The sequence below is a fragment of the Moritella sp. genome, from assembly GCF_013215705.1.
Taxonomy (GTDB): Bacteria; Pseudomonadota; Gammaproteobacteria; order Enterobacterales; family Moritellaceae; genus Moritella.
Map to the genome: position 1 here is coordinate 1 of NZ_JABSQR010000009.1, position 18,819 is coordinate 18,819.

General features: G+C 42.5%; 14 protein-coding genes, 4 tRNA genes and 1 pseudogene. 10 read left to right on the forward strand and 9 right to left on the reverse strand.

Features of this window, described 5'->3' with window-relative positions:
- Positions 1–77 precede the first annotated feature (77 nt).
- The 4 genes from HRT96_RS07010 to HRT96_RS07025 all read left to right on the forward strand — a co-directional run bounded on the left by HRT96_RS07010 (position 78) and on the right by HRT96_RS07025 (position 447).
- Positions 78–153, forward strand: a tRNA-Phe gene (locus tag HRT96_RS07010).
- A 57-nt stretch (positions 154–210) separates the two neighbouring features.
- Positions 211–286, forward strand: a tRNA-Thr gene (locus HRT96_RS07015).
- Between the two features lie 3 nt (positions 287–289).
- Positions 290–365 (forward strand) — tRNA-Phe (locus HRT96_RS07020).
- A gap of 6 nt (positions 366–371) precedes the next feature.
- Positions 372–447 (forward strand) — tRNA-Asn (locus HRT96_RS07025).
- A 223-nt stretch (positions 448–670) separates the two neighbouring features.
- Here the strand turns inward: HRT96_RS07025 and HRT96_RS07030 are convergent.
- On the reverse strand, positions 671–1,315 hold the full coding sequence (locus HRT96_RS07030) for an OmpA family protein (RefSeq protein ID WP_293154227.1): 645 nt from the start codon (positions 1,313–1,315) through the stop codon (positions 671–673).
- Between the two features lie 266 nt (positions 1,316–1,581).
- Between HRT96_RS07030 and HRT96_RS07035 the strand changes: the two genes are divergently transcribed.
- Positions 1,582–2,373, forward strand: coding sequence for a RelA/SpoT domain-containing protein (locus HRT96_RS07035; protein ID WP_293154229.1), 792 nt, complete (start codon positions 1,582–1,584; stop codon positions 2,371–2,373).
- Between the two features lie 147 nt (positions 2,374–2,520).
- Here HRT96_RS07035 and HRT96_RS07040 read toward each other — a convergent pair whose 3' ends face one another.
- From HRT96_RS07040 to HRT96_RS07055, 4 genes are all read right to left on the reverse strand, one after another.
- Entirely contained in the window at positions 2,521–2,859 is a 339-nt protein-coding gene (locus HRT96_RS07040; RefSeq protein WP_293147413.1) for a hypothetical protein, read from the reverse strand.
- A 107-nt stretch (positions 2,860–2,966) separates the two neighbouring features.
- Positions 2,967–3,830, reverse strand: coding sequence for an RNA polymerase sigma factor RpoH (rpoH, locus tag HRT96_RS07045; RefSeq protein WP_293154231.1), 864 nt, complete (start codon positions 3,828–3,830; stop codon positions 2,967–2,969).
- 475 nt (positions 3,831–4,305) lie between these two features.
- Positions 4,306–6,207, reverse strand: a complete 1,902-nt coding sequence (locus HRT96_RS07050) for a DmsC/YnfH family molybdoenzyme membrane anchor subunit (protein WP_293154233.1) — start codon at positions 6,205–6,207, stop codon at positions 4,306–4,308.
- Positions 6,208–6,255: 48 nt separating this feature from the next.
- Positions 6,256–8,445: a molybdopterin oxidoreductase family protein gene (locus HRT96_RS07055; protein WP_293154236.1), complete on the reverse strand. Its 2,190-nt coding sequence runs from the start codon at positions 8,443–8,445 to the stop codon at positions 6,256–6,258.
- 406 nt (positions 8,446–8,851) lie between these two features.
- Between HRT96_RS07055 and cobA the strand changes: the two genes are divergently transcribed.
- From cobA to HRT96_RS07075, 4 genes are all read left to right on the forward strand, one after another.
- Positions 8,852–9,670 carry a uroporphyrinogen-III C-methyltransferase gene (cobA, locus tag HRT96_RS07060; RefSeq protein ID WP_293154238.1) on the forward strand — a complete coding sequence of 273 codons (819 nt, stop codon included), beginning with the start codon at positions 8,852–8,854 and terminating at the stop codon, positions 9,668–9,670.
- A gap of 11 nt (positions 9,671–9,681) precedes the next feature.
- Positions 9,682–12,216: a nitrite reductase large subunit NirB gene (gene nirB / locus HRT96_RS07065; protein WP_293154241.1), complete on the forward strand. Its 2,535-nt coding sequence runs from the start codon at positions 9,682–9,684 to the stop codon at positions 12,214–12,216.
- 130 nt (positions 12,217–12,346) lie between these two features.
- The gene (nirD, locus tag HRT96_RS07070) at positions 12,347–12,673 is read left to right on the forward strand and encodes a nitrite reductase small subunit NirD (RefSeq protein ID WP_293129600.1); all 327 of its coding nucleotides are present in this window, start codon (positions 12,347–12,349) and stop codon (positions 12,671–12,673) included.
- Between the two features lie 44 nt (positions 12,674–12,717).
- Entirely contained in the window at positions 12,718–14,457 is a 1,740-nt protein-coding gene (locus tag HRT96_RS07075) for a bifunctional protein-serine/threonine kinase/phosphatase (RefSeq protein ID WP_293154244.1), read from the forward strand.
- Between the two features lie 97 nt (positions 14,458–14,554).
- Here HRT96_RS07075 and trpS read toward each other — a convergent pair whose 3' ends face one another.
- The 4 genes and pseudogenes from trpS to HRT96_RS07095 form a co-directional block, all read right to left on the reverse strand.
- Positions 14,555–15,556, reverse strand: coding sequence for a tryptophan--tRNA ligase (gene trpS, locus HRT96_RS07080; protein WP_293154247.1), 1,002 nt, complete (start codon positions 15,554–15,556; stop codon positions 14,555–14,557).
- A gap of 85 nt (positions 15,557–15,641) precedes the next feature.
- Positions 15,642–16,313: a phosphoglycolate phosphatase gene (locus HRT96_RS07085; protein WP_293154250.1), complete on the reverse strand. Its 672-nt coding sequence runs from the start codon at positions 16,311–16,313 to the stop codon at positions 15,642–15,644.
- Entirely contained in the window at positions 16,306–16,980 is a 675-nt protein-coding gene (rpe, locus tag HRT96_RS07090; RefSeq protein ID WP_293154253.1) for a ribulose-phosphate 3-epimerase, read from the reverse strand. The genes HRT96_RS07085 and rpe overlap by 8 nt, the downstream gene beginning before the upstream one ends.
- A gap of 149 nt (positions 16,981–17,129) precedes the next feature.
- A pseudogene (locus HRT96_RS07095) lies at positions 17,130–17,414 on the reverse strand (DNA adenine methylase); the annotation flags it as partial.
- A 153-nt stretch (positions 17,415–17,567) separates the two neighbouring features.
- Here HRT96_RS07095 and HRT96_RS07100 point away from each other — a divergent pair.
- A complete protein-coding gene (locus HRT96_RS07100; RefSeq protein WP_293154256.1) occupies positions 17,568–18,818 on the forward strand; it encodes a site-specific integrase in 1,251 nt (416 codons plus the stop codon).
- Position 18,819: the final 1 nt, after the last annotated feature.

The following is an 18,819-nucleotide window of genomic DNA, read 5'->3' on the forward strand; positions in this document are numbered from 1 at the left end:
CGACTTAGCTCAGTAGGTAGAGCAACTGACTTGTAATCAGTAGGTCGCCAGTTCGACTCCGGCAGTCGGCACCATTTGCCCGAATAGCTCAGTCGGTAGAGCAGAGGATTGAAAATCCTCGTGTCCCTGGTTCAATTCCGGGTTCGGGCACCATATTTAAAAGGTAAAGATATTCCATTAATAGGTATCTTTATTTAAAACGCATTTAGTGCCGACTTAGCTCAGTAGGTAGAGCAACTGACTTGTAATCAGTAGGTCGCCAGTTCGACTCCGGCAGTCGGCACCATTTGCCCGAATAGCTCAGTCGGTAGAGCAGAGGATTGAAAATCCTCGTGTCCCTGGTTCAATTCCGGGTTCGGGCACCAAATAATTCCCCTTTAGTTCAGTTGGTAGAACGGTGGACTGTTAATCCATATGTCGCTAGTTCAAGTCTAGCAAGGGGAGCCAATTAAAAAGACCCAGTTATTTATATAACTGGGTCTTTTTTTATCCAAAATTTAGTCCTACCTCGTATTTTAATTTAATAATCCTATATATGAATACGATTCCTGCATTAGCTGAGCACTTAATCTATCAATACAAAAAAACCGAACACTTGGTTCGGCTTATGATACAACCAACAACAATTAATATGACGTCAGCTGGTAACTCCTGTATGTTTTGAAACTAATTAATTAGCAGTAATAGTAATTTCGACACGACGGTTAGCAGCACGACCATCTTTTGTTATATTTGACGCAATAGGACGACGTTCACCATAACCACGCGTAGATAAACGACCCGATTTAATACCACGTTTATTCAAGTATGCACTCACGGATTCAGCACGTTCTTCAGACAATGTTAAATTCGATTCTGCACTACCGACGCTATCCGTATGACCAACAATACGCAATGATGACTTAGGGTATTCATTAAGAATTTTAGCCACGCTGTTTAAGCTTGAGTAAATATTACCACTTAAGTTATAACCTGCAGTTTGGAAACCAATCCCCTTCGCCATAACCAACTGTAGCTCGTTTTCACCAACACGCTTAACTTGCACACCAGAACCCGTCAACTCTTGGCGTAATGCTTCTTCTTGGCGATCAAAATAGTGACCAATACCACCACCAATCGCCGCGCCCCCTAAAGCTCCAAACAAAATACCGTTCTTCTTACCTGTAGAAGCACCGATCAATGCACCTGCAATCGCACCACCAATGGCAGACTTGGTGGCTGTATTCGTTTCATCTTCACCTGTTGTCGCATTTTGACGAGCACAGCCAGAAAGAGCAGCAACAATCATTACTGCAGTTATTGTTTTTTTCATCATTGGATAAGCCTTAATTATAGAAACGATATTGGGTATGAGTGTTCGCGAACACTGTAACTTAAATAAAATACAAGCGCACCGTCATATTTACTAGTTAATAAACGGATTCCACGTGAATAAGTGATATCACTCTCACTATTCGCCAAGCTTCGTCGCTTCTTACACAGCTTTACACTGCCTCATCTTGAATTGTGACAGTGCGCACTCATCTATTACTAAGTATCAGCATACAATGATGCAAATGCGTTTTCTTAAAAAGGATACCTATGTATAGCTTTCTCAGAACATCATTAATTTTAGTACTAATGCTAGCCGGTAAAGCGCCGCTCGAAGCCGCTACCATGCTTAGCCTTAGTCAAGCTTCTAATAACGGCAGTCCCACTAACCGAGTACGCTCACAAATAAGCAAAGACTTAGCCGGCCTTTATCAACTGTCTGATATGAGCAACACTAATATCATGCAACCTTATAACGATTTTGATGCGCTTTATTCATTAGCTGAATTAGCACAAGATGAGTTAGCAACCCTCACTCAACAAATCGCATTAATGTCACAGACAAGTGCTGTTATTCCTGCAATCAAAAGCATTGAAAGAGCACAAGCTAAGATTGCCAACAAACATGATGGCGCAGTAGAGAAAATTACCGATTTAGCCCGTAGCTCGCTTGTAGCCAAAAACAGCCATGAATTACTCAGTGCTTATGAGTTACTTGAACAAGAAACCGATATCATCCAAGTGAAAAATCGTTTTAACAGTCCAAAACAAAATGGTTACCGTGATATAAATTTATTAGTTCGATTACCAAAAACACAAATGATAGTTGAAGTGCAGTTGCATGTAGATCTTATTGAAGCAATTAAGAATGGTCCTGAACATGACAATTACGCCGAGATCCAAAAAATCAACCATAATGCCAAACAGCAACAACGTGAAATATCTGAAATTGAATTGTTTAAAGTGGCGCAGTTAAAAGAAGAATCAACCAATTTATATCAAGTGGCTTGGCAACAACAATTAATGGTTGAACTAAAAACCAGTTTTAAACAGATGGCATAATTGCTTATTTCGCCTATCTGAGTTAACACATAACTTAGTAACAAATAGTGTAGCGACGAAAAGGCCCGGTCATGACTCTCATGATCGGGCCTATTATCTTTTAAACCTAAATACGTCTAAACCATAGCCTAATCGTAACGCGAAGGTTTAAGCATAACCCCACTTCCAATTGAATCGAATTTGCTCTTGCAACCCAAAGCGCGCCATCAACCAAGGTACCATAGGCATTACTTTATAATGCGCTGTTTTCTTTAGTACACTTTTACCGGTGCGGAAGAAGGTAACGTCTTCACCGCTCTTTAAGAGTCGTACCACAATCCTTTTTTGCTTACCCTCTTCAGGTATTACCACTTGTGCCAGACTATATTCATGTGTCATCCCAGACCCATTATAAATCAAAATAATCTGATCCTCAGTTAACTTATTACGTTCTAAGTAACTTTTAAGCGCACTGCCCTGAAAGCCAAATAAGGGATCTCTATTCATGTTTCTTTCCATCTATCATTAAATACCATTAAACGTTTATTTATTTTCTTGCAAAAAAAAATGAGGCCTCCATTGGAGACCTCATTTTTAACAATTCTGTGTGGTTATTATTCGCTAATAAACTCACGGAGTTTTTTCATGGCATTTTTTTCTAACTGACGAACACGTTCAGCAGAAACACCATAACGATCGGCTAAGTATTGCAGTGTGGCTTTGTCTTCCGCTAACCAACGAGATTTAACGATATCTTGGCTACGTTCATCTAATTCAGAAATTGCGTTAGTTAAACGTAGAGATGCGCTTTTATCCCAGTTTTCACGTTCTACTTGTAGCGCGACATCCGAAGCGTTGTCTTCCAAATACTGAGCTGGCGAAAAACTCGTTGAACCAGAGTCTTTATCGCTATCATCATCTGCATATAAATCAAATGCTTGATCTGAGTAAGACATTCTTGATTCCATTTCCACTACATCTTTAGTAGAAACGCCAAGGGTCTCAGCAACAGTTTTCACTTCAGCATTGGTAAACCAGCCTAAGCGTTTTTTTGATTTACGTAAATTAAAGAATAGTTTACGTTGCGCTTTAGTCGTCGCAACTTTTACTACCCGCCAATTACGCAGTACAAATTCATGGATCTCTGCTTTAACCCAATGCACGGCAAAAGACACCAGTCTTACACCTACCTCGGGATTAAATCGTTTCACCGCTTTCATTAAGCCGATGTTGCCTTCTTGGATCAAGTCAGCTTGAGCAAGTCCATAACCTGCGTAACCACGAGCAACGTGAACAACAAAGCGTAGATGTGACATGATCAACTGACGTGCAGCATCAACATCACCTTCATTCTGCAAGCGTTCGCCTAGTTCCTTTTCTTGTTCAGCAGTCAACATTGGAATGTTATTCACGCCTTGGATATAGGCTTCAATGCTACCCTGAGGAACTAATGCCATACTTTGCATATCTTTGCTCATCAACAATTCTCCCATTATTACACAATAATCTTCGCAATCTTATCACGACTGATGCTTATCGACAAATTCGACCATCAGCGTGACCGCACAAATAAACTATATTTTCTTAAATATTAAAAATAGTTGTATTAAGTATTTGAAATAGATAATTCAGCTTGTTGATAAACAGATAAAAATCACCATATCTAACGACAGCTGTACTATTTAAATACAATCTAGTTTAACCCTAGATTGTCAAAGCTCTAGTTTACTTACAGATAATTACATTAACATGACAATTGAAAATGAATCAATCGGCTAATGCTAATCCTTTAGTATGACTTTAACTTATCGATAAGATTCAATACTTCGCTAAATCTCTCTAAATTAGTATTATCTTACAAATAACAAAGGGCAGCAAGCGCTGCCCTTATCACACCTTTCCTACGATTTATCGTCAGTCAGATACCATTTACGATAAACCAGATACACCCAACTAATGCAAGTCAGGTATCACCCCCACTTGTGGCATATCTGCTAGACCAACATCACGCGCATGCTGTTCAAAGCCTTTATTTTTCCAAAAGAATGCACCTGGCATAGTAGTCGGAATAACCAGTACATAAAACAGCGCACGACTTACCGTTGACACTAATGCAATCGATATAATTGGCAATAACCATAACAGGCTTAACAAGCCAGATGGCGCTAATACAGCCAGTAAGGTTACCGCAAGAATATTAATGGCCACAGTAAGATTACGTAACTTATACGTTTTACCAAATGTTGTGCATTGTACGTAATGCGAAGCCGCACCTTCACCCTGCTCTACATTGAGGTGTTTAGCATGTGAATAGAGACCAAACGCTTCAATCACTAAACCGGTGATGGTAACAGGCGCTAACTCGGTAAGTAATGGATAAAGCTCAACGCCACCCATCACCGCGACCAAAGCCGTTAATAGCGACCCAAGTGCGATTGCAGAACCAACAAACGAACAAGCCGTTTGCCAATGATCCCAGAACGGACGAGCTTTAATACGATAACTGCGGTACATATAAAATATACCACCAGCACTACCGATTAAGGCCAGCACACCAAAGGCATTCGCCACATAACTAAAGATGTTAACGTCAAAGTACCAGGCAAGCCCTTGGAAGAACATAAATGCGCCCATGAAACCAAAGAATAACGCCACACCTAAGCCCTCTCGACTGACAGGAGAATGTGCTAGATTGTTAAAACCACGATAGAAACGCTTAGGTTTACCAAGATGCAGTGTCGACATTAATAAACCAATCGCTTGCATCGCCATTAATATAACCAGCAATGATAAACCCGCGCCAGAGCCTGCAAAGCCAGTTAAGCTTTCAATGCCCAGTAATGGACCAAGGAAGATAAGGGCAAATGCACCCATCGCCGCTTGTGAAAACAACGTGAATATCACCAGCGGATTTTCACGTGAACTCAAACGACCCAAGTTCCACGATTGTTCTTTACCATCTTTCTCATCCACAACCGAGCGGAACGAGCCATCATCTTGTTTATGGTATTTAAGCGGCATGTTATCAGTACGCGTCATTTCACGCTGGGTACTGGTGGTTTGCTGGAAACGGATATTCGGTTTGGTGATGCTAGGATCAGGAAAGCCTGGCATCGATGTTTTCGCCTGAATACGGTTCTCAGGCGTATTTTCCACCACCCCAAAATTAAGTGCATTACCCAGACATGCAGCGACACACGCTGGTTTTAGGCCGACTTCTAAACGGTCTACACACATATTACATTTGGTTACCTGACCTTTAATTGGATCAAGTTGTGGCGCATTGTATGGGCAAACCCAAGTACAATAACCACAACCAAAACAGGTATCCGGATCTTGCAATACCGCACCGTATTCAACATGTTTGGTATAAGCTTTGGTTGGACAACCTTTTAGACAAACCGGATCATCACAATGATTACACGCCATGGAAATATTGATACGTTTATAATCAGGGTAACTACCACTCTCGACATAACCCACACTGCGGAAGGCAATATGCGCAGGGTTGTCATTCTTTTCACTACACGCAGCTTCACACGCGTGACAACCTATACAGTTATCAGCGGTAAAGTGGAAGGCATGCTGTTTATTTCGGTTAGGGTTATCACCTACCGCTTTATTTTCATTAATATTCATTGAACGACCAACCGGCAGTTTCCCCTCGGTACGTTCGATTAAATCAATTTTATTGCCGTAGGTATTAACATCAAATATTTCTACATCTGCTAATTTGGCGTAATTTTGCTCACCAACACGGTGCTCAAAGATCGGCGTACCATCTTTAACCACCGGTTTTTCTGCCGCGCCGATTTGATCAAGGCGGTCTCTAAACTGTTCTAATTTGTCTAACATAATTTATCCCTGTTATGTTCTCGCGCTAGTCGCTATTACTAAACGTAACTAGTAGGTACGTCTTTCGCGATTCATTTTCGCCGCCAGTTTTTGATCGACATGCTCAATACGTAGCGAGCTCTGCTTGAATGCAGGTTGACGAGAATGCGGATCAAGCAGACCAAGGCACAAACGATTGACACAATCATGGAAATGGAATGGAATAAACACGGAGTTTGGCGCGACGCGCTGAGTTAATTGCACCATAACCACCGCATCGCCACGACGAGAAGCTATACGCACATAACTTTGATGTTTAATGCCCAATTTGGCTGCAGCATCTGGGTTCATTTCCATATACGGAGTGGGACTATATTTGTTTAAATTACCCATTTTACCGGTTCGGGTACGGGTATGAAAATGCTCAACGACACGGCCAGTATTGAGCCAGAATGGGTATTCTTCACAAGGGTGTTCGTTATTATCAACCCAAGGTAATGGGATCAAATTAGCTTTACCTGTTGGCGTGGCAAACTTGCCATCGGTATACAAGCGCGCACCTTCGTCGTTATCCGTTGCGCCTTCACGGTATGGCCACTGCAGACCACGGGCTTGTTCAATTTTTTCGTAAGTCATGCCTGAAATATCAAGGTTACGGTCAGCGCCTTTTGACAGCGCTTTCATTTCTTCAAATGCTTCTTCAGTCGTCACCGGGAAAGTGATTTTTTGACCATTTTCAAAACGTTTCGATAATTCAGAGAAGATCCAGAAGTCCGACTTAGAGTTACCTTTTGGCGGCTGTACATTAGTCACGCGGTTAACCCGGCGCTCGGTATTGGTGAAAACCCCTTCTTTCTCGGCCCATACCGCAGCAGGTAAAAACATGTGCGCATATTGGGTGGTTTCTACGTCTTGATAAGCATCTTGTACCACGAGAAAATCTAACTTCTCTAATGTTTTACGAATACGCGAAGTATTCGGCATCGATGTCATTGGGTTGGTCGCCACCAGCCATAGCCCTTTAATTTGACCAGTTTCTATCGCGGGGAAAATATCGGTTTGTGCTAACCCGCGTTTTTTAGGGAAGAATTCTGGGTCGATGCCCCAAAATTCAGCAATATCGTTACGATCCTTTTCTTTCTCTAATGTGCGATAACCCGGTAAGCCAGAACAAGAAGACCACTCACGTGTGCCCATCGCATTACATTGACCAGTAATAGATAAGCTCGTGCCACCCGGAACACCAATATTACCCGTGATCAGCGATAATGAATTACAACCGGTGATTGCGTCACTGCCATGGGTACTTTGATTCAGGCCCATGGTCCAGATACTCATCGCACGACCTGCTTTAGCAAATAAACGGGCCACATGACGGATGGTATCTTCATCTATACCGCAGATCTTAGCGGCTGATGTTGGGTCAAAATCGGCGACACACGCTCTTAACTCTTCAATGCCATTAGTGTATTTTTCAATATAGTCTTTATCTTCGAGACCTTCTTTTAAGATCACATGCATTAATGCATTTTGTAAGACGATATCGGTACCAGGACTAATTGGTAAGTGAATATCCGCAAACTGGGCAAGCATAGTGACACGTGGGTCGACCACAATAAGCGGGAAATTACGCTTCTCTTTGGCTTCTTTCAAGCGCCAGTAAATAACCGGATGTTGCTCTGGCAGGTTAGACCCCCAGGCAATCAGGCAATCGGTGTGCGAAAAATCATCGTAACAGCCAGGAGGGCCATCCGAACCAAATGAGCGTTTATAACCCGATACGGCAGAGGCCATACATAAGGTGGTATTACCATCGTAATTATTGGTACCAATACAACCACGCGTTAACTTACCTAAGGTATAAAACTCTTCCGTTAGTAACTGACCTGTAGAGACAATGGCAAATACATCTTTACCATATTGGTCTTGAATCGCTTTAATTTTTTCGCCCATGGTATCGAGCGCTACATCCCAACTGATTTCTTTATACTGCTCATGAATTTGATCGCGCACCAGTGGATTGTTACCACGTCCTGCCGCGTCAAATAACTCATGCTCAAAGATACCTTTAATGCACAACTTACCTCTGTTTACATCCGCGTCAGCAACGCCTCGACTCGCAACTGCATTCCCTTGCTCATTCATACCGATCTCGATAGAACAACCTGTAGAACAATATCCACACGTTGTATATTTCCATTCTTTAACCTGTTTATCCGCAATGCGAATAGGCTTTTGATCCTTGCGTCCGAAAATCATAAGACGTCTCCATTGAATTGCTCAGCACATTGTTTATTGTTTTATTTTTATAAATACATTATCTATAAAGACAAGTGAGCAATAACCAAGCCAGCTTACTTTAAACACCTATAAAAAGGATGATGTTCTTCTTAACCTGCATAAACACAGAGATCTTCCTGTCTATTGCCCACACGCCCCCTCATTTTAACGACATCTATTCTCAACCACTCAGCCTTAGCTGCACCATGGCTGTGCGAGAATGAAAAAACTGGTGCAACATCACACTACTTAATCATCTCAAAAACCTTATACAAAATAAGGTTTAGAAATAAATACTTAAATATCAACAACTAACGCTTTAATTACAGAGTTGGCATTGTCTTTGCGTTAGTGAGTACAGAGCAGTACTACAGGGATGTGAGTCATGACAGTTGAATTAATTACCAAAGCGCAATCAAAAAATAACAGCACGCTAGGTCAAGTCGCATTAGTAGGAGCAGGTCCGGGGGATCCAGAGTTACTCACACTAAAAGCATTAAAGGCGATTGAGAGTGCCGATCTGATCTTGTTTGATAACTTGGTTAGCCACGACATTAGAGCGTTGTTTCCACCCCATACCAAAGCGATCTATGTCGGTAAGAAAAAAGCAGACCATTGTATTCCACAAGACCAATTGAATTTATTCATGGTCGATAAAGCCAAACAAGGTCTGAATATTTGTCGTCTCAAAGGCGGTGACCCATTTGTATTTGGTCGCGGTAGTGAAGAACAACTGGTGCTCCATGCCCACGATATCAAAACAATCGTCGTGCCTGGCATCACCGCAGCATCGGGCTGTACCGCCTACGCAGGGATCCCGTTAACCCACAGAGGTCTGTCAACGGGCTGTACTTTTATTACTGGGCACCTAAAAAATGGCCAATTAGACCTGAATTGGTCGCAACTAGCGCACCTAGAACATACCTTAGTGTTCTACATGGGACTGGGTAAATTAGCGGAAATTTCAGCGCAACTGATCAGTCATGGTTTAGCCAGTGATACACCTGCTGCCTTGATAGAAAACGGCTCGACACCACAACAAAGAGAATTCGTTGGCACTGTAGCTACCTTGCCAACACTCGCGATTGAACACCAATTACAAAGCCCTAGCCTGATTGTGGTCGGCAAAGTTGTCTCTCTTGCAGAACAACTTAGCTGGCGAGATCTAGAGCAAGCGGCAAAAAATCAAGAATTAAGCGCATAACGGAGCATGTCATGAAAAGAATTATAGTTGTCGGTAACGGCATGGTAGGTCACCATTTTATTGACCAATTTATTCAGCAAGACAAAATGGCTGAAGTACAAATCACCACATTCAGTGAAGAATCACGTCTCGCTTATGATCGTGTGCAGTTAAGTGCTTATTTCAGTGGTAAAACAGCTGATGACTTAATGATGACATCGCCAGAATACTATGATGACAACGGCGTGCAGTACTTTGTTAACGATAAAGTTATTAGCATCGATAAAGCCGCTAAAACCGTCACCACAGCACAAGGTCGTGTCGAAAGTTACGACAAATTGGTACTGGCGACAGGCTCATATCCGTTCGTGCCGCCAATTCCAGGCAAAGACCAAGACCATTGTTTAGTTTACCGTACTATTAACGATTTAGAAGACATCACCGCATCAGCCAAAGAAAGTAAAGTCGGTGTGGTCGTCGGTGGTGGTCTACTGGGTCTTGAAGCCGCCAATGCAATTAAACAGTTAGGGCTAGAAACCCACGTGGTGGAATTCGCTCCGCGCCTCATGGCGGTGCAAGTTGACGACGGCGGTGGTAAGATCCTGCGCGACAAAATTGCAGCGCTAGGCGTGAATATTCACACCGAAAAAAATACTAAAGAAATTGTGAAAGGTGAAACTTGCCGTTACCGCATGAACTTTGCTGACGGTTCTCACGTTGAAACCGATATGATCATCTTCTCTGCCGGTATTCGTCCGCAAGATGAATTAGCCCGTTCTTTTGACCTAGCATTAGGCGAACGTGGTGGTATCCAAATTAATGATCAATGTTTAACCTCTGACGAAAATATTTTCGCGATTGGCGAGTGCGCGTTATGGCAAGGCCGTATCTTCGGTCTCGTTGCACCGGGTTATCAAATGGCGAAAGTGGCTGTAGACCAAATTGTTGGTGCAGGTAACTTAGCGTTCACAGGTGCTGACATGAGTACCAAGCTGAAATTGCTTGGTGTTGACGTAGCCAGTATCGGTGATGCACACGGTAATGCAGAAGGCGCGCAAAATTATGTGTTCACTAACGAAGCTGACCAAGTTTACAAAAAACTGGTGATCAGCGCATGTGGTAAGAAATTACTGGGCGCGGTCATGGTGGGTGAAGCGGAAGATTATGGTACTTGGTTACAAATTTATTTAAACGATATGGATATTCCCGGTGCGCCAGAGAATATGTTGGTACCACCCGCAGAAGGTGGTTCGGTCACCATGGGGGTTGATGCGCTGCCTGATTCAGCGGTTCTTTGTTCATGCCTTGATGTCACAAAAGGTCAAATCTGTGCCGCGGTACAAGATGGTGCAACCAGCATTGGTGACATTAAATCAATCACCAAAGCTGGTACTGGTTGTGGTGGCTGTAGCGCACTGGTAACGCAAGTACTAAATGCCGAACTTGCAAGCATGGGTGTTGAAGTGAACACCGATCTGTGTGAGCACTTCGCTTACTCACGTGCAGAACTGGCTGACATAATCCGTGTTAAACGTATTAAAACATTCGAAGCATTAATCACCGAGTTTGGCGCTGGTCATGGTTGTGAAATTTGTCGTCCGACAGTAGCCAACATTCTGGCGTCATTCTGGAATGACTACATCCTCGAAGATGATCATCTTGGTCTGCAAGACGTCAATGACGTTTATTTAGGCAACATGCAAAAAGACGGTACCTACTCTGTTGTACCACGGATCCCAGCGGGTGAGATCACCCCAGAAAAATTAATTGTACTCGGTGAAGTGGCGAAAAAGTATGGCTTATATACCAAGATAACCGGTGGACTACGTATCGATTTATTTGGTGCGCAATTACATCAACTACCCGACATATGGGCATGGCTGATCAAAGAAGGCTTCGAAACAGGTCACGCTTACGGTAAATCACTGCGTACCGTAAAATCGTGTGTGGGTAGTACCTGGTGTCGTTATGGTGTGCAAGACAGCATGTCACTGGCCATTGATCTTGAGAACCGCTACAAAGGTTTACGCTCGCCACATAAAATTAAGTTTGGCGTGTCTGGTTGTACTCGAGAATGTGCTGAAGCTCAGGGCAAAGACATCGGTATTATTGCGACAGAAGGTGGCTGGAGTCTCTATGTCTGTGGTAACGGTGGTATGCGCCCTCGTCATGCCGATTTATTCGCGACCGACCTAGATACTGACACGCTATACAAATATATTGATCGTGTATTGATGTTCTATATCCGTACCGCAGACCGCCTACAACGTACATCGGTTTGGTTAGAAAATATGGAAGGTGGCTTAGATTACCTTAAAGACGTGGTTATTAACGACAAACTGGCGCTTACCGCAGAGCTTGAATCTGAAATGGCCGCAAACATTGCTAACTACCAGTGTGAGTGGAAAACAACCCTTGAAAGCCCTGAAAAACTACTGCGCTTTAAACACTTTATTAACTCTGAAGAAAAAGACAGTGCGGTTCAGTTTGTTGAAGTCCGTGACCAAATTCGCCCTGCGACACCCGCAGAACGCGCTGGTCAAATCCCTGTGCTCGAAGTGAACTAACAGGTTAAACCACCACGTTCAACCTAACAGCAATCGATGACAGTAATTGATCACAGTTATCGATGACAACTATCTATAACAGCTGTTAGCGGGTGCGTTCACCCGCTAACAGCAGATTTAAGGATTTATTATGACGACTTGGACTCCAATTATTGAAAAAGATAAACTCACCCCAGATACCGGTGTATGTGCGTTAGTGAACGGTAAGCAGGTTGCGATCTTCTTTGATCGTAAAACTGACCAACTGTTTGCTATTGATAACTACTGTCCAGCCAGTAAAGCTAACGTATTATCACGCGGATTAATATCTTCAGTTAAAGATGTATTAACCGTTTCATCACCACTTTATAAAGAGCATTTCAGTCTGACCACAGGTGAATGCCTTGAAAATGATACTTTATCAGTGCCTGTATATGCAGTACGTGTTACTGATGGTATGGTGGAAGTCAGCGTATAAGGATATCGTGGCGCGATTATTTAGCGCCATAACAGGGAGTTAGTATGTCACCACGGCACTTACAAGGCGGCGCGACCTTTACCATAGGTCAGCGCTCAGTTGCAGGGATAAAAGCCCATAATGAAGATGCCATTGGTATTCGTATCCCGGATGATTTACTGCTGACCACTAAAGGTGCGGTCGCGATTATCGCCGATGGGGTCAGCGCGGCAGAAGCCGGTAAAGAAGCCAGCGAAACCTGCGTACATAACTTCTTATCCGATTATTATTCGACCCCAGAAACCTGGTCGGTTGGCAAATCAACAGGTCAGGTATTAACCGCACTGAATCGCTGGTTATATAGTCAGGGCCGACAGTTTGCCGATGCCCAAAAAGGCTACCTCACTACCTTAAGTGCCATTGTATTTAAATCCCATGCAGCGCATTTACTGCACGTCGGTGATTCGCGAATATACCGTTTACGTAACAACACCCTTGAGCAATTAACCCGAGACCACACCACGGTCGTCAATAGTAACCAATCTTACCTCGCCCGCGCGATGGGCTTGGATACTACCCTCGATGTGGATTATAAAGAAGTCGAGTTACAAGTCGGTGATGTGTTTTTATTATCAACCGACGGCTTACATGATTTTGTTAGCGATAAACTATTACGAGAAATGGTGCAACAGACGCATCAATCTGCAGAAGGTGATTTTGAAGCATGTTGCGAACAGCTTATTCAGCATGCATTGGCCAGTAACAGTAATGATAATATCAGCTGCCAATTGTTGCGGGTCGACAGTTTACCTAAGCTCAGTGCCGAAGATGTGCATGTCCATCTTGCCTCCATGCCTTTCCCGCCCGCATTACGCACTGGATTATCCATTGATGGCCTAAAAGTGATTAAAGAGTTACATGCCAGTAGCAGTAGCCATTTATATTTAGTCGAAGACAAAGACAGCAAACAGCAATACTGCATGAAAGCACCCTCGGTCAACTATATCGATGATCCTGCTTATATCGAGCGTTTTACCATGGAGACCTGGATTGGCTCGCGATTACATAACCCGCATATTTTAAAAATTGTCGAAACCAACAGGAAAAAAAGCCATCTCTATTATTTAATGGAAGTGATTGAAGGTATCACCCTAGAACAGTGGATAAATCAACATCCGAATCCGCCGATCCAAGAAGTACTTAATATTGTTGAGCAGGTGATTAAAGGCTTACGTGCTTTTCACCGTAAAGAAACCCTACATCAAGATTTAAAGCCGGGCAATATCATGATCGATAATAATGGCCAAGTTAAGATCATTGATTTTGGTTCTTGTTTCGTCAAAGGCATCGCTGAAATAGCCACCCCATTGCAACGCGATAAGATCCTCGGCACTGCCGCCTATTCCGCCCCTGAAACCGTGATCAATGGTGACAGTACTGCGCAATCCGATATCTTCGCCGTTGCTGTGATTACTTTTGAAATGCTCACGGGTAAGCTGCCTTTTAATGGCAAACTCGAAACCTGTCGTACCCAGAAGGCATATCTCAATACCAAGTATGTTCCCGCTTATGAATACAATCCATTAGTGCCATTTTGGTTAGACGGCACCATCAAAAAAGGCCTACGCTTCGACCCTAACAAGCGTCACGCAGATGTATCCGAACTCTTGCATGAGTTACAGCACCCTAACCCTAAATATAAAAATAATCGCAAACAAACCTTAATTGAAAAAAATCCAGAACGCTTCTGGCAAGTGATCTCGTTATTATTACTATTTGCGCTTTGTATTTCACTATTTAGTTAGGCACAAAAAAGCCCTATACCATGTGATATAGGGCGTTAACTATTCGGTTATTCAATAATACTATGATTGGTCAATAGCCTATCACCTAAATAACGGTCTAGTTATTAGCAATAAAACCCACGGCTTCGTAGGCTTTCGCTAATGTTGGTGCAGCGCGCTCAGAGGCTTTGTCAGCACCGATACGCATAATTCGCTGTAATTCAGTCTCATCTGCACGTAACTCGTAGTAACGCGCTTGAATCGGCTCAATCATAGCGACAACCGCGTCAGCGGTATCTTTCTTCAAGTGACCATACATTTTATCTTCGTATTCAGGCACAAGATCAGCAACTGGACGTTTAGTCGCCACAGAAAGTAATGTCAGTAAGTTAGATACACCCGGTTTTTCTTTATTATCAAAGTAAATACGCGCTTGTTCATCACTGTCTGTTACTGCACTTTTCAATTTTTTAGCAATCTGTTTCGGTTCATCTAATAACTTGATGAAAGCTTTTGGATTGTCATCTGACTTAGACATTTTCTTCAGCGGATCTTGCAGGCTCATAATACGAGCGCCCAACGTTGGGATCATCGGTTCTGGCACTTTAAATACGTCACCGTAGATATTATTAAAACGAGTCGCGATAGTACGCGCTAATTCTAAGTGCTGCTTTTGATCATCGCCTACAGGTACTGCATCTGCTTGATAAAGCAAAATGTCTGCAGCCATTAGCACAGGGTAAGTATATAAACCTGAATTACTGCTGCTAGAGTTATTAGATTTATCTTTAAACTGCGTCATACGGTTTAATTCACCCATTTGGGTATAGCAGTTTAATAACCAACTCAATTGTGCATGTTCTGGTACTTGAGATTGTAAGAAGATAGTCGACTTTTCAGGGTCTAAACCACATGCAACATACATTGCTAGGCCTTCAAGCACCTGTGATTTAAACTCTTTCGGGTCTTGACGTACCGTGATGGTATGTAAGTCCGCAAGCATGAAATGACAGTCGCTGTGTTCCTGCATGTCCAGCCATTGATTGATTGCACCAATATAGTTACCAATCGTCATACTGCCTGAAGGCTGAATACCACTTAATACCACAGGTTTTGTCATATATATATTTCCCAATCTCTTAATTCATTCAATTGTGGGCAAGTACATAGACTTACCCAATCATGTTTATGTTAACTTTACTGTGCTACTTCAATTTCACTGCAGATAATAGCTCACTGATATCATCAGCAACGAAGTCAGGGTTACTATCGCTAATTGGAATACCGTAGTTGTAACCATAGGTTAAACCAAAACTGGTAAAGTTTGCCGCTTGTGCTGCAATGATATCGTTTTTAGAATCACCCACCATCAAGGCATCTTCAGCCTTAAGTTGGTAATGATCTAAGCAATGCAATAGCGGTAATGGATTGGGTTTTTTCTCAGCTAGAGAATCACCACCCAGTACCACTTCAAAAAACTCACTAATACCGGCTAATTCAAGTACTGGCGTGGTTTGCACCATAGGTTTATTGGTCACAATTGCCAACTTAAACCCGGCATCACGCAGTGCGGTTAGCGTTTCTTTTACATTTGGGTATAACACGCTGTGTGTATATACATTGGCAGAATAGTGCTTTAAGAATGACGCCAGTGCATCATTAAATAATGCCGAGTCAATATCATCAACAATGTTAACACTGCCGGATAACGCGCGTTGTACTAGTACTTGCGCACCATTACCAACCCAACCGCGGACTTCATCTTCCGAGAAATGGGCACGATCAAAATCACTCAGCATGCAATTAACGGCAGCGGCTAGGTCAGGTACACTATCAACAAGGGTACCGTCTAAATCAAAACAAATAAGTTTAAACATGGGCTTTTTCTAACTCCGAACGCATTTCATCAATGACTTTTTTATAATCTTCTTGGCCGTAAATCGCAGAGCCAGCAACAAACATATCGGCGCCCGCTTCTGCAATCTCGCGGATGTTATCTACTTTAACGCCACCATCAATCTCGAGGATAATATCGCGACCACTGGCATCAATTAATTCTCGAACATCGCGTAATTTTTGTAATGTTGAAGGGATAAAACTTTGACCACCAAAGCCAGGGTTTACTGACATTAATAAGATCATATCTAACTTATCCATCACATAATCTAAATGATGTAACGGCGTTGCTGGGTTAAATACTAACCCCGCTTTTAAACCGTGTTCCTTGATAAGTTGCAGAGAGCGGTCAACATGATCAGATGCTTCGGCATGAAAAGTGATCATAGACGCACCGGCTTTAGCAAACTCATTAATCATGTGATCAACCGGTCGCACCATTAAATGCACGTCAATGGGTGCCGTGACACCGTGATCACGTAATGCTTTACAGATCATTGGCCCAATCGTTAGGTTCGGCACATAATGGTTATCCATTACGTCAAAATGAATGACATCCGCACCTGCGGCCAGTACAGCATCGACTTCTTGGCCTAAGCTAGCAAAGTTAGCCGAAAGAATTGAAGGGGCAATCAGAAAGTTTTTCATTGGGCATGCTCTCAGTTGTTGTTATTCCATTACGCTGTGCAAATCTTACCCTAAGTTAGCCCCTAGGGTAAAATAATAAAACCAGAATAATACTGACAACGGAGATTTAACCGAGGAATGTAAGACTATTCACGCTGATCGGCGCGAGTTTAACTATATAGCGCGAGTAACTCGTCTACTTTATTACGTTTACCGGCATTCCGGCTGATGGTACGTTTAACCTGAACAACCTCAAATATAGAGCCATGATAAAGTTCACGCATTAACGGAATGTCATGATTCGAAATCAATATAGGGATCTGTCGCTCTTGGGCGGTTTCACGAGAAACTTTAGCCAGCAGCGCCTGATCATCTAGACTAAAGCCATTCGTCGCATACGAGGTAAAACTTGCCGTGCTACTTAATGGCGCATACGGCGGATCACAATATTGTACCGGAAATAGTAATTGTAAAGCTTTCCCTTTCATAAAGCTCCTCCCATCCTTCTAATTACACTATACAATATAGATTTAAATACAAAAAATCATAACAATTTAAAAAGTGATACTACAATTATAAATTATCGCTATACAACAGCATATTTTGTAATGAACTATCATGTTAAAGAGTACATAAATTTTGATAACGAACTGTGTTGCGATTTAATTGACATGGGCTGCGATCTGCCGAGATGTTTTTGGCTGTCAGCGCATTTACGTGATTTCAGAATATTCAGAACTGCACTAGCCTACGCCTATCAAGCGAAATTTTATTTTGAATATTTCGATGCCAGAGGAATTGATATTGTTGAGCGAGTCGAATCAGGTTCTTTTTTCACTAAAATAGAGATTCAGAGGTACATAACTCACAGCCTCTATAGGCTGGAATATTCACCTACCACTGACGGTAATATTACCAAATTTACAGCCAAGAATCTGGATAATCTAATTCATACAACCCGATTTACTCAAGGTCGTGTTGCGAATAGCACGACAAAGCTTCGAATCAATAGTTTCATTGCCTTTGTCGAATTTTTGTATGACCATATTCACGCAGGTAATAATGTGCCGAGCGATGTTTTACTCCGCTACAACGACGCCAAGGGGAGAATGTCACGCTACATTAAAAAGCTCAAGTCTGGAAATGCAGTGGTTAAAGATCAGTTTGAGCAAGCTATACCGACAGATGTTTATTTCCGACTTATTGAAATTACAAAACCGCACAACTCTGATAACCCATGGTCAAAACTATCTCGATTTAGAAATCATTTAATTGTACAGCTGTTTAACGAAACTGGTATTCGTATCGGGGCGCTCTGCAAGCTAAAAATCAGTGATCTCGTAACGGATAAACCGACCAGAATTCGAATAACTCGCATTCCACATGATCCAAGCGATCCTCGACCTCGACCCGCCGCCCAAAAAACGAGAGCACATGTCTCAGCCATCAGTCCAGAGCTTATGAAAAAGCTATTATTATATATTGATACTGACCGTGGGAAATACAAGAATTCGGTTAGTCACGATTTTATTTTTGTCGCTGAAAAAGGCAAAACAGCTGGGCATCCGCTTTCCATTCAAAGTGTAGAGTACCTGTTTGAGCGGATATCAAAATCGCTTAATTTTAAAGTTTATCCGCACCTGATGAGACACAAATTTCAAGAGCTGTTTGAGGATGCAGCTCTGGCGCGTGGTCTATCACCTGAACGCATTAATGATTTGCGAAAATTTGCCTCTGGATGGTCAGAAAATTCGAACATGGATGAAGTGTATAACGAATATAAGATTGCGATAGCCGCCAGTGAAGTCTCTAAAGAAATGCAGCAATCATTACTGTCTAACTTAAAAGGATTAAACTGAT

Coding starts and splice junctions, on each gene's coding strand:
- HRT96_RS07050 (WP_293154233.1), bottom strand. CDS start 6,207: ATGTTAGACAAATTAGAACAGTTTAGAGACCGCCTTGATCAAATCGGC.
- HRT96_RS07035 (WP_293154229.1), top strand. CDS start 1,582: ATGTATAGCTTTCTCAGAACATCATTAATTTTAGTACTAATGCTAGCC.
- HRT96_RS07030 (WP_293154227.1), bottom strand. CDS start 1,315: ATGATGAAAAAAACAATAACTGCAGTAATGATTGTTGCTGCTCTTTCT.
- rpe (WP_293154253.1), bottom strand. CDS start 16,980: ATGAAAAACTTTCTGATTGCCCCTTCAATTCTTTCGGCTAACTTTGCT.
- nirB (WP_293154241.1), top strand. CDS start 9,682: ATGAAAAGAATTATAGTTGTCGGTAACGGCATGGTAGGTCACCATTTT.
- nirD (WP_293129600.1), top strand. CDS start 12,347: ATGACGACTTGGACTCCAATTATTGAAAAAGATAAACTCACCCCAGAT.
- trpS (WP_293154247.1), bottom strand. CDS start 15,556: ATGACAAAACCTGTGGTATTAAGTGGTATTCAGCCTTCAGGCAGTATG.
- HRT96_RS07085 (WP_293154250.1), bottom strand. CDS start 16,313: ATGTTTAAACTTATTTGTTTTGATTTAGACGGTACCCTTGTTGATAGT.
- HRT96_RS07055 (WP_293154236.1), bottom strand. CDS start 8,445: ATGATTTTCGGACGCAAGGATCAAAAGCCTATTCGCATTGCGGATAAA.
- HRT96_RS07040 (WP_293147413.1), bottom strand. CDS start 2,859: ATGAATAGAGATCCCTTATTTGGCTTTCAGGGCAGTGCGCTTAAAAGT.
- HRT96_RS07100 (WP_293154256.1), top strand. CDS start 17,568: ATGAACTATCATGTTAAAGAGTACATAAATTTTGATAACGAACTGTGT.
- rpoH (WP_293154231.1), bottom strand. CDS start 3,830: ATGAGCAAAGATATGCAAAGTATGGCATTAGTTCCTCAGGGTAGCATT.
- cobA (WP_293154238.1), top strand. CDS start 8,852: ATGACAGTTGAATTAATTACCAAAGCGCAATCAAAAAATAACAGCACG.
- HRT96_RS07075 (WP_293154244.1), top strand. CDS start 12,718: ATGTCACCACGGCACTTACAAGGCGGCGCGACCTTTACCATAGGTCAG.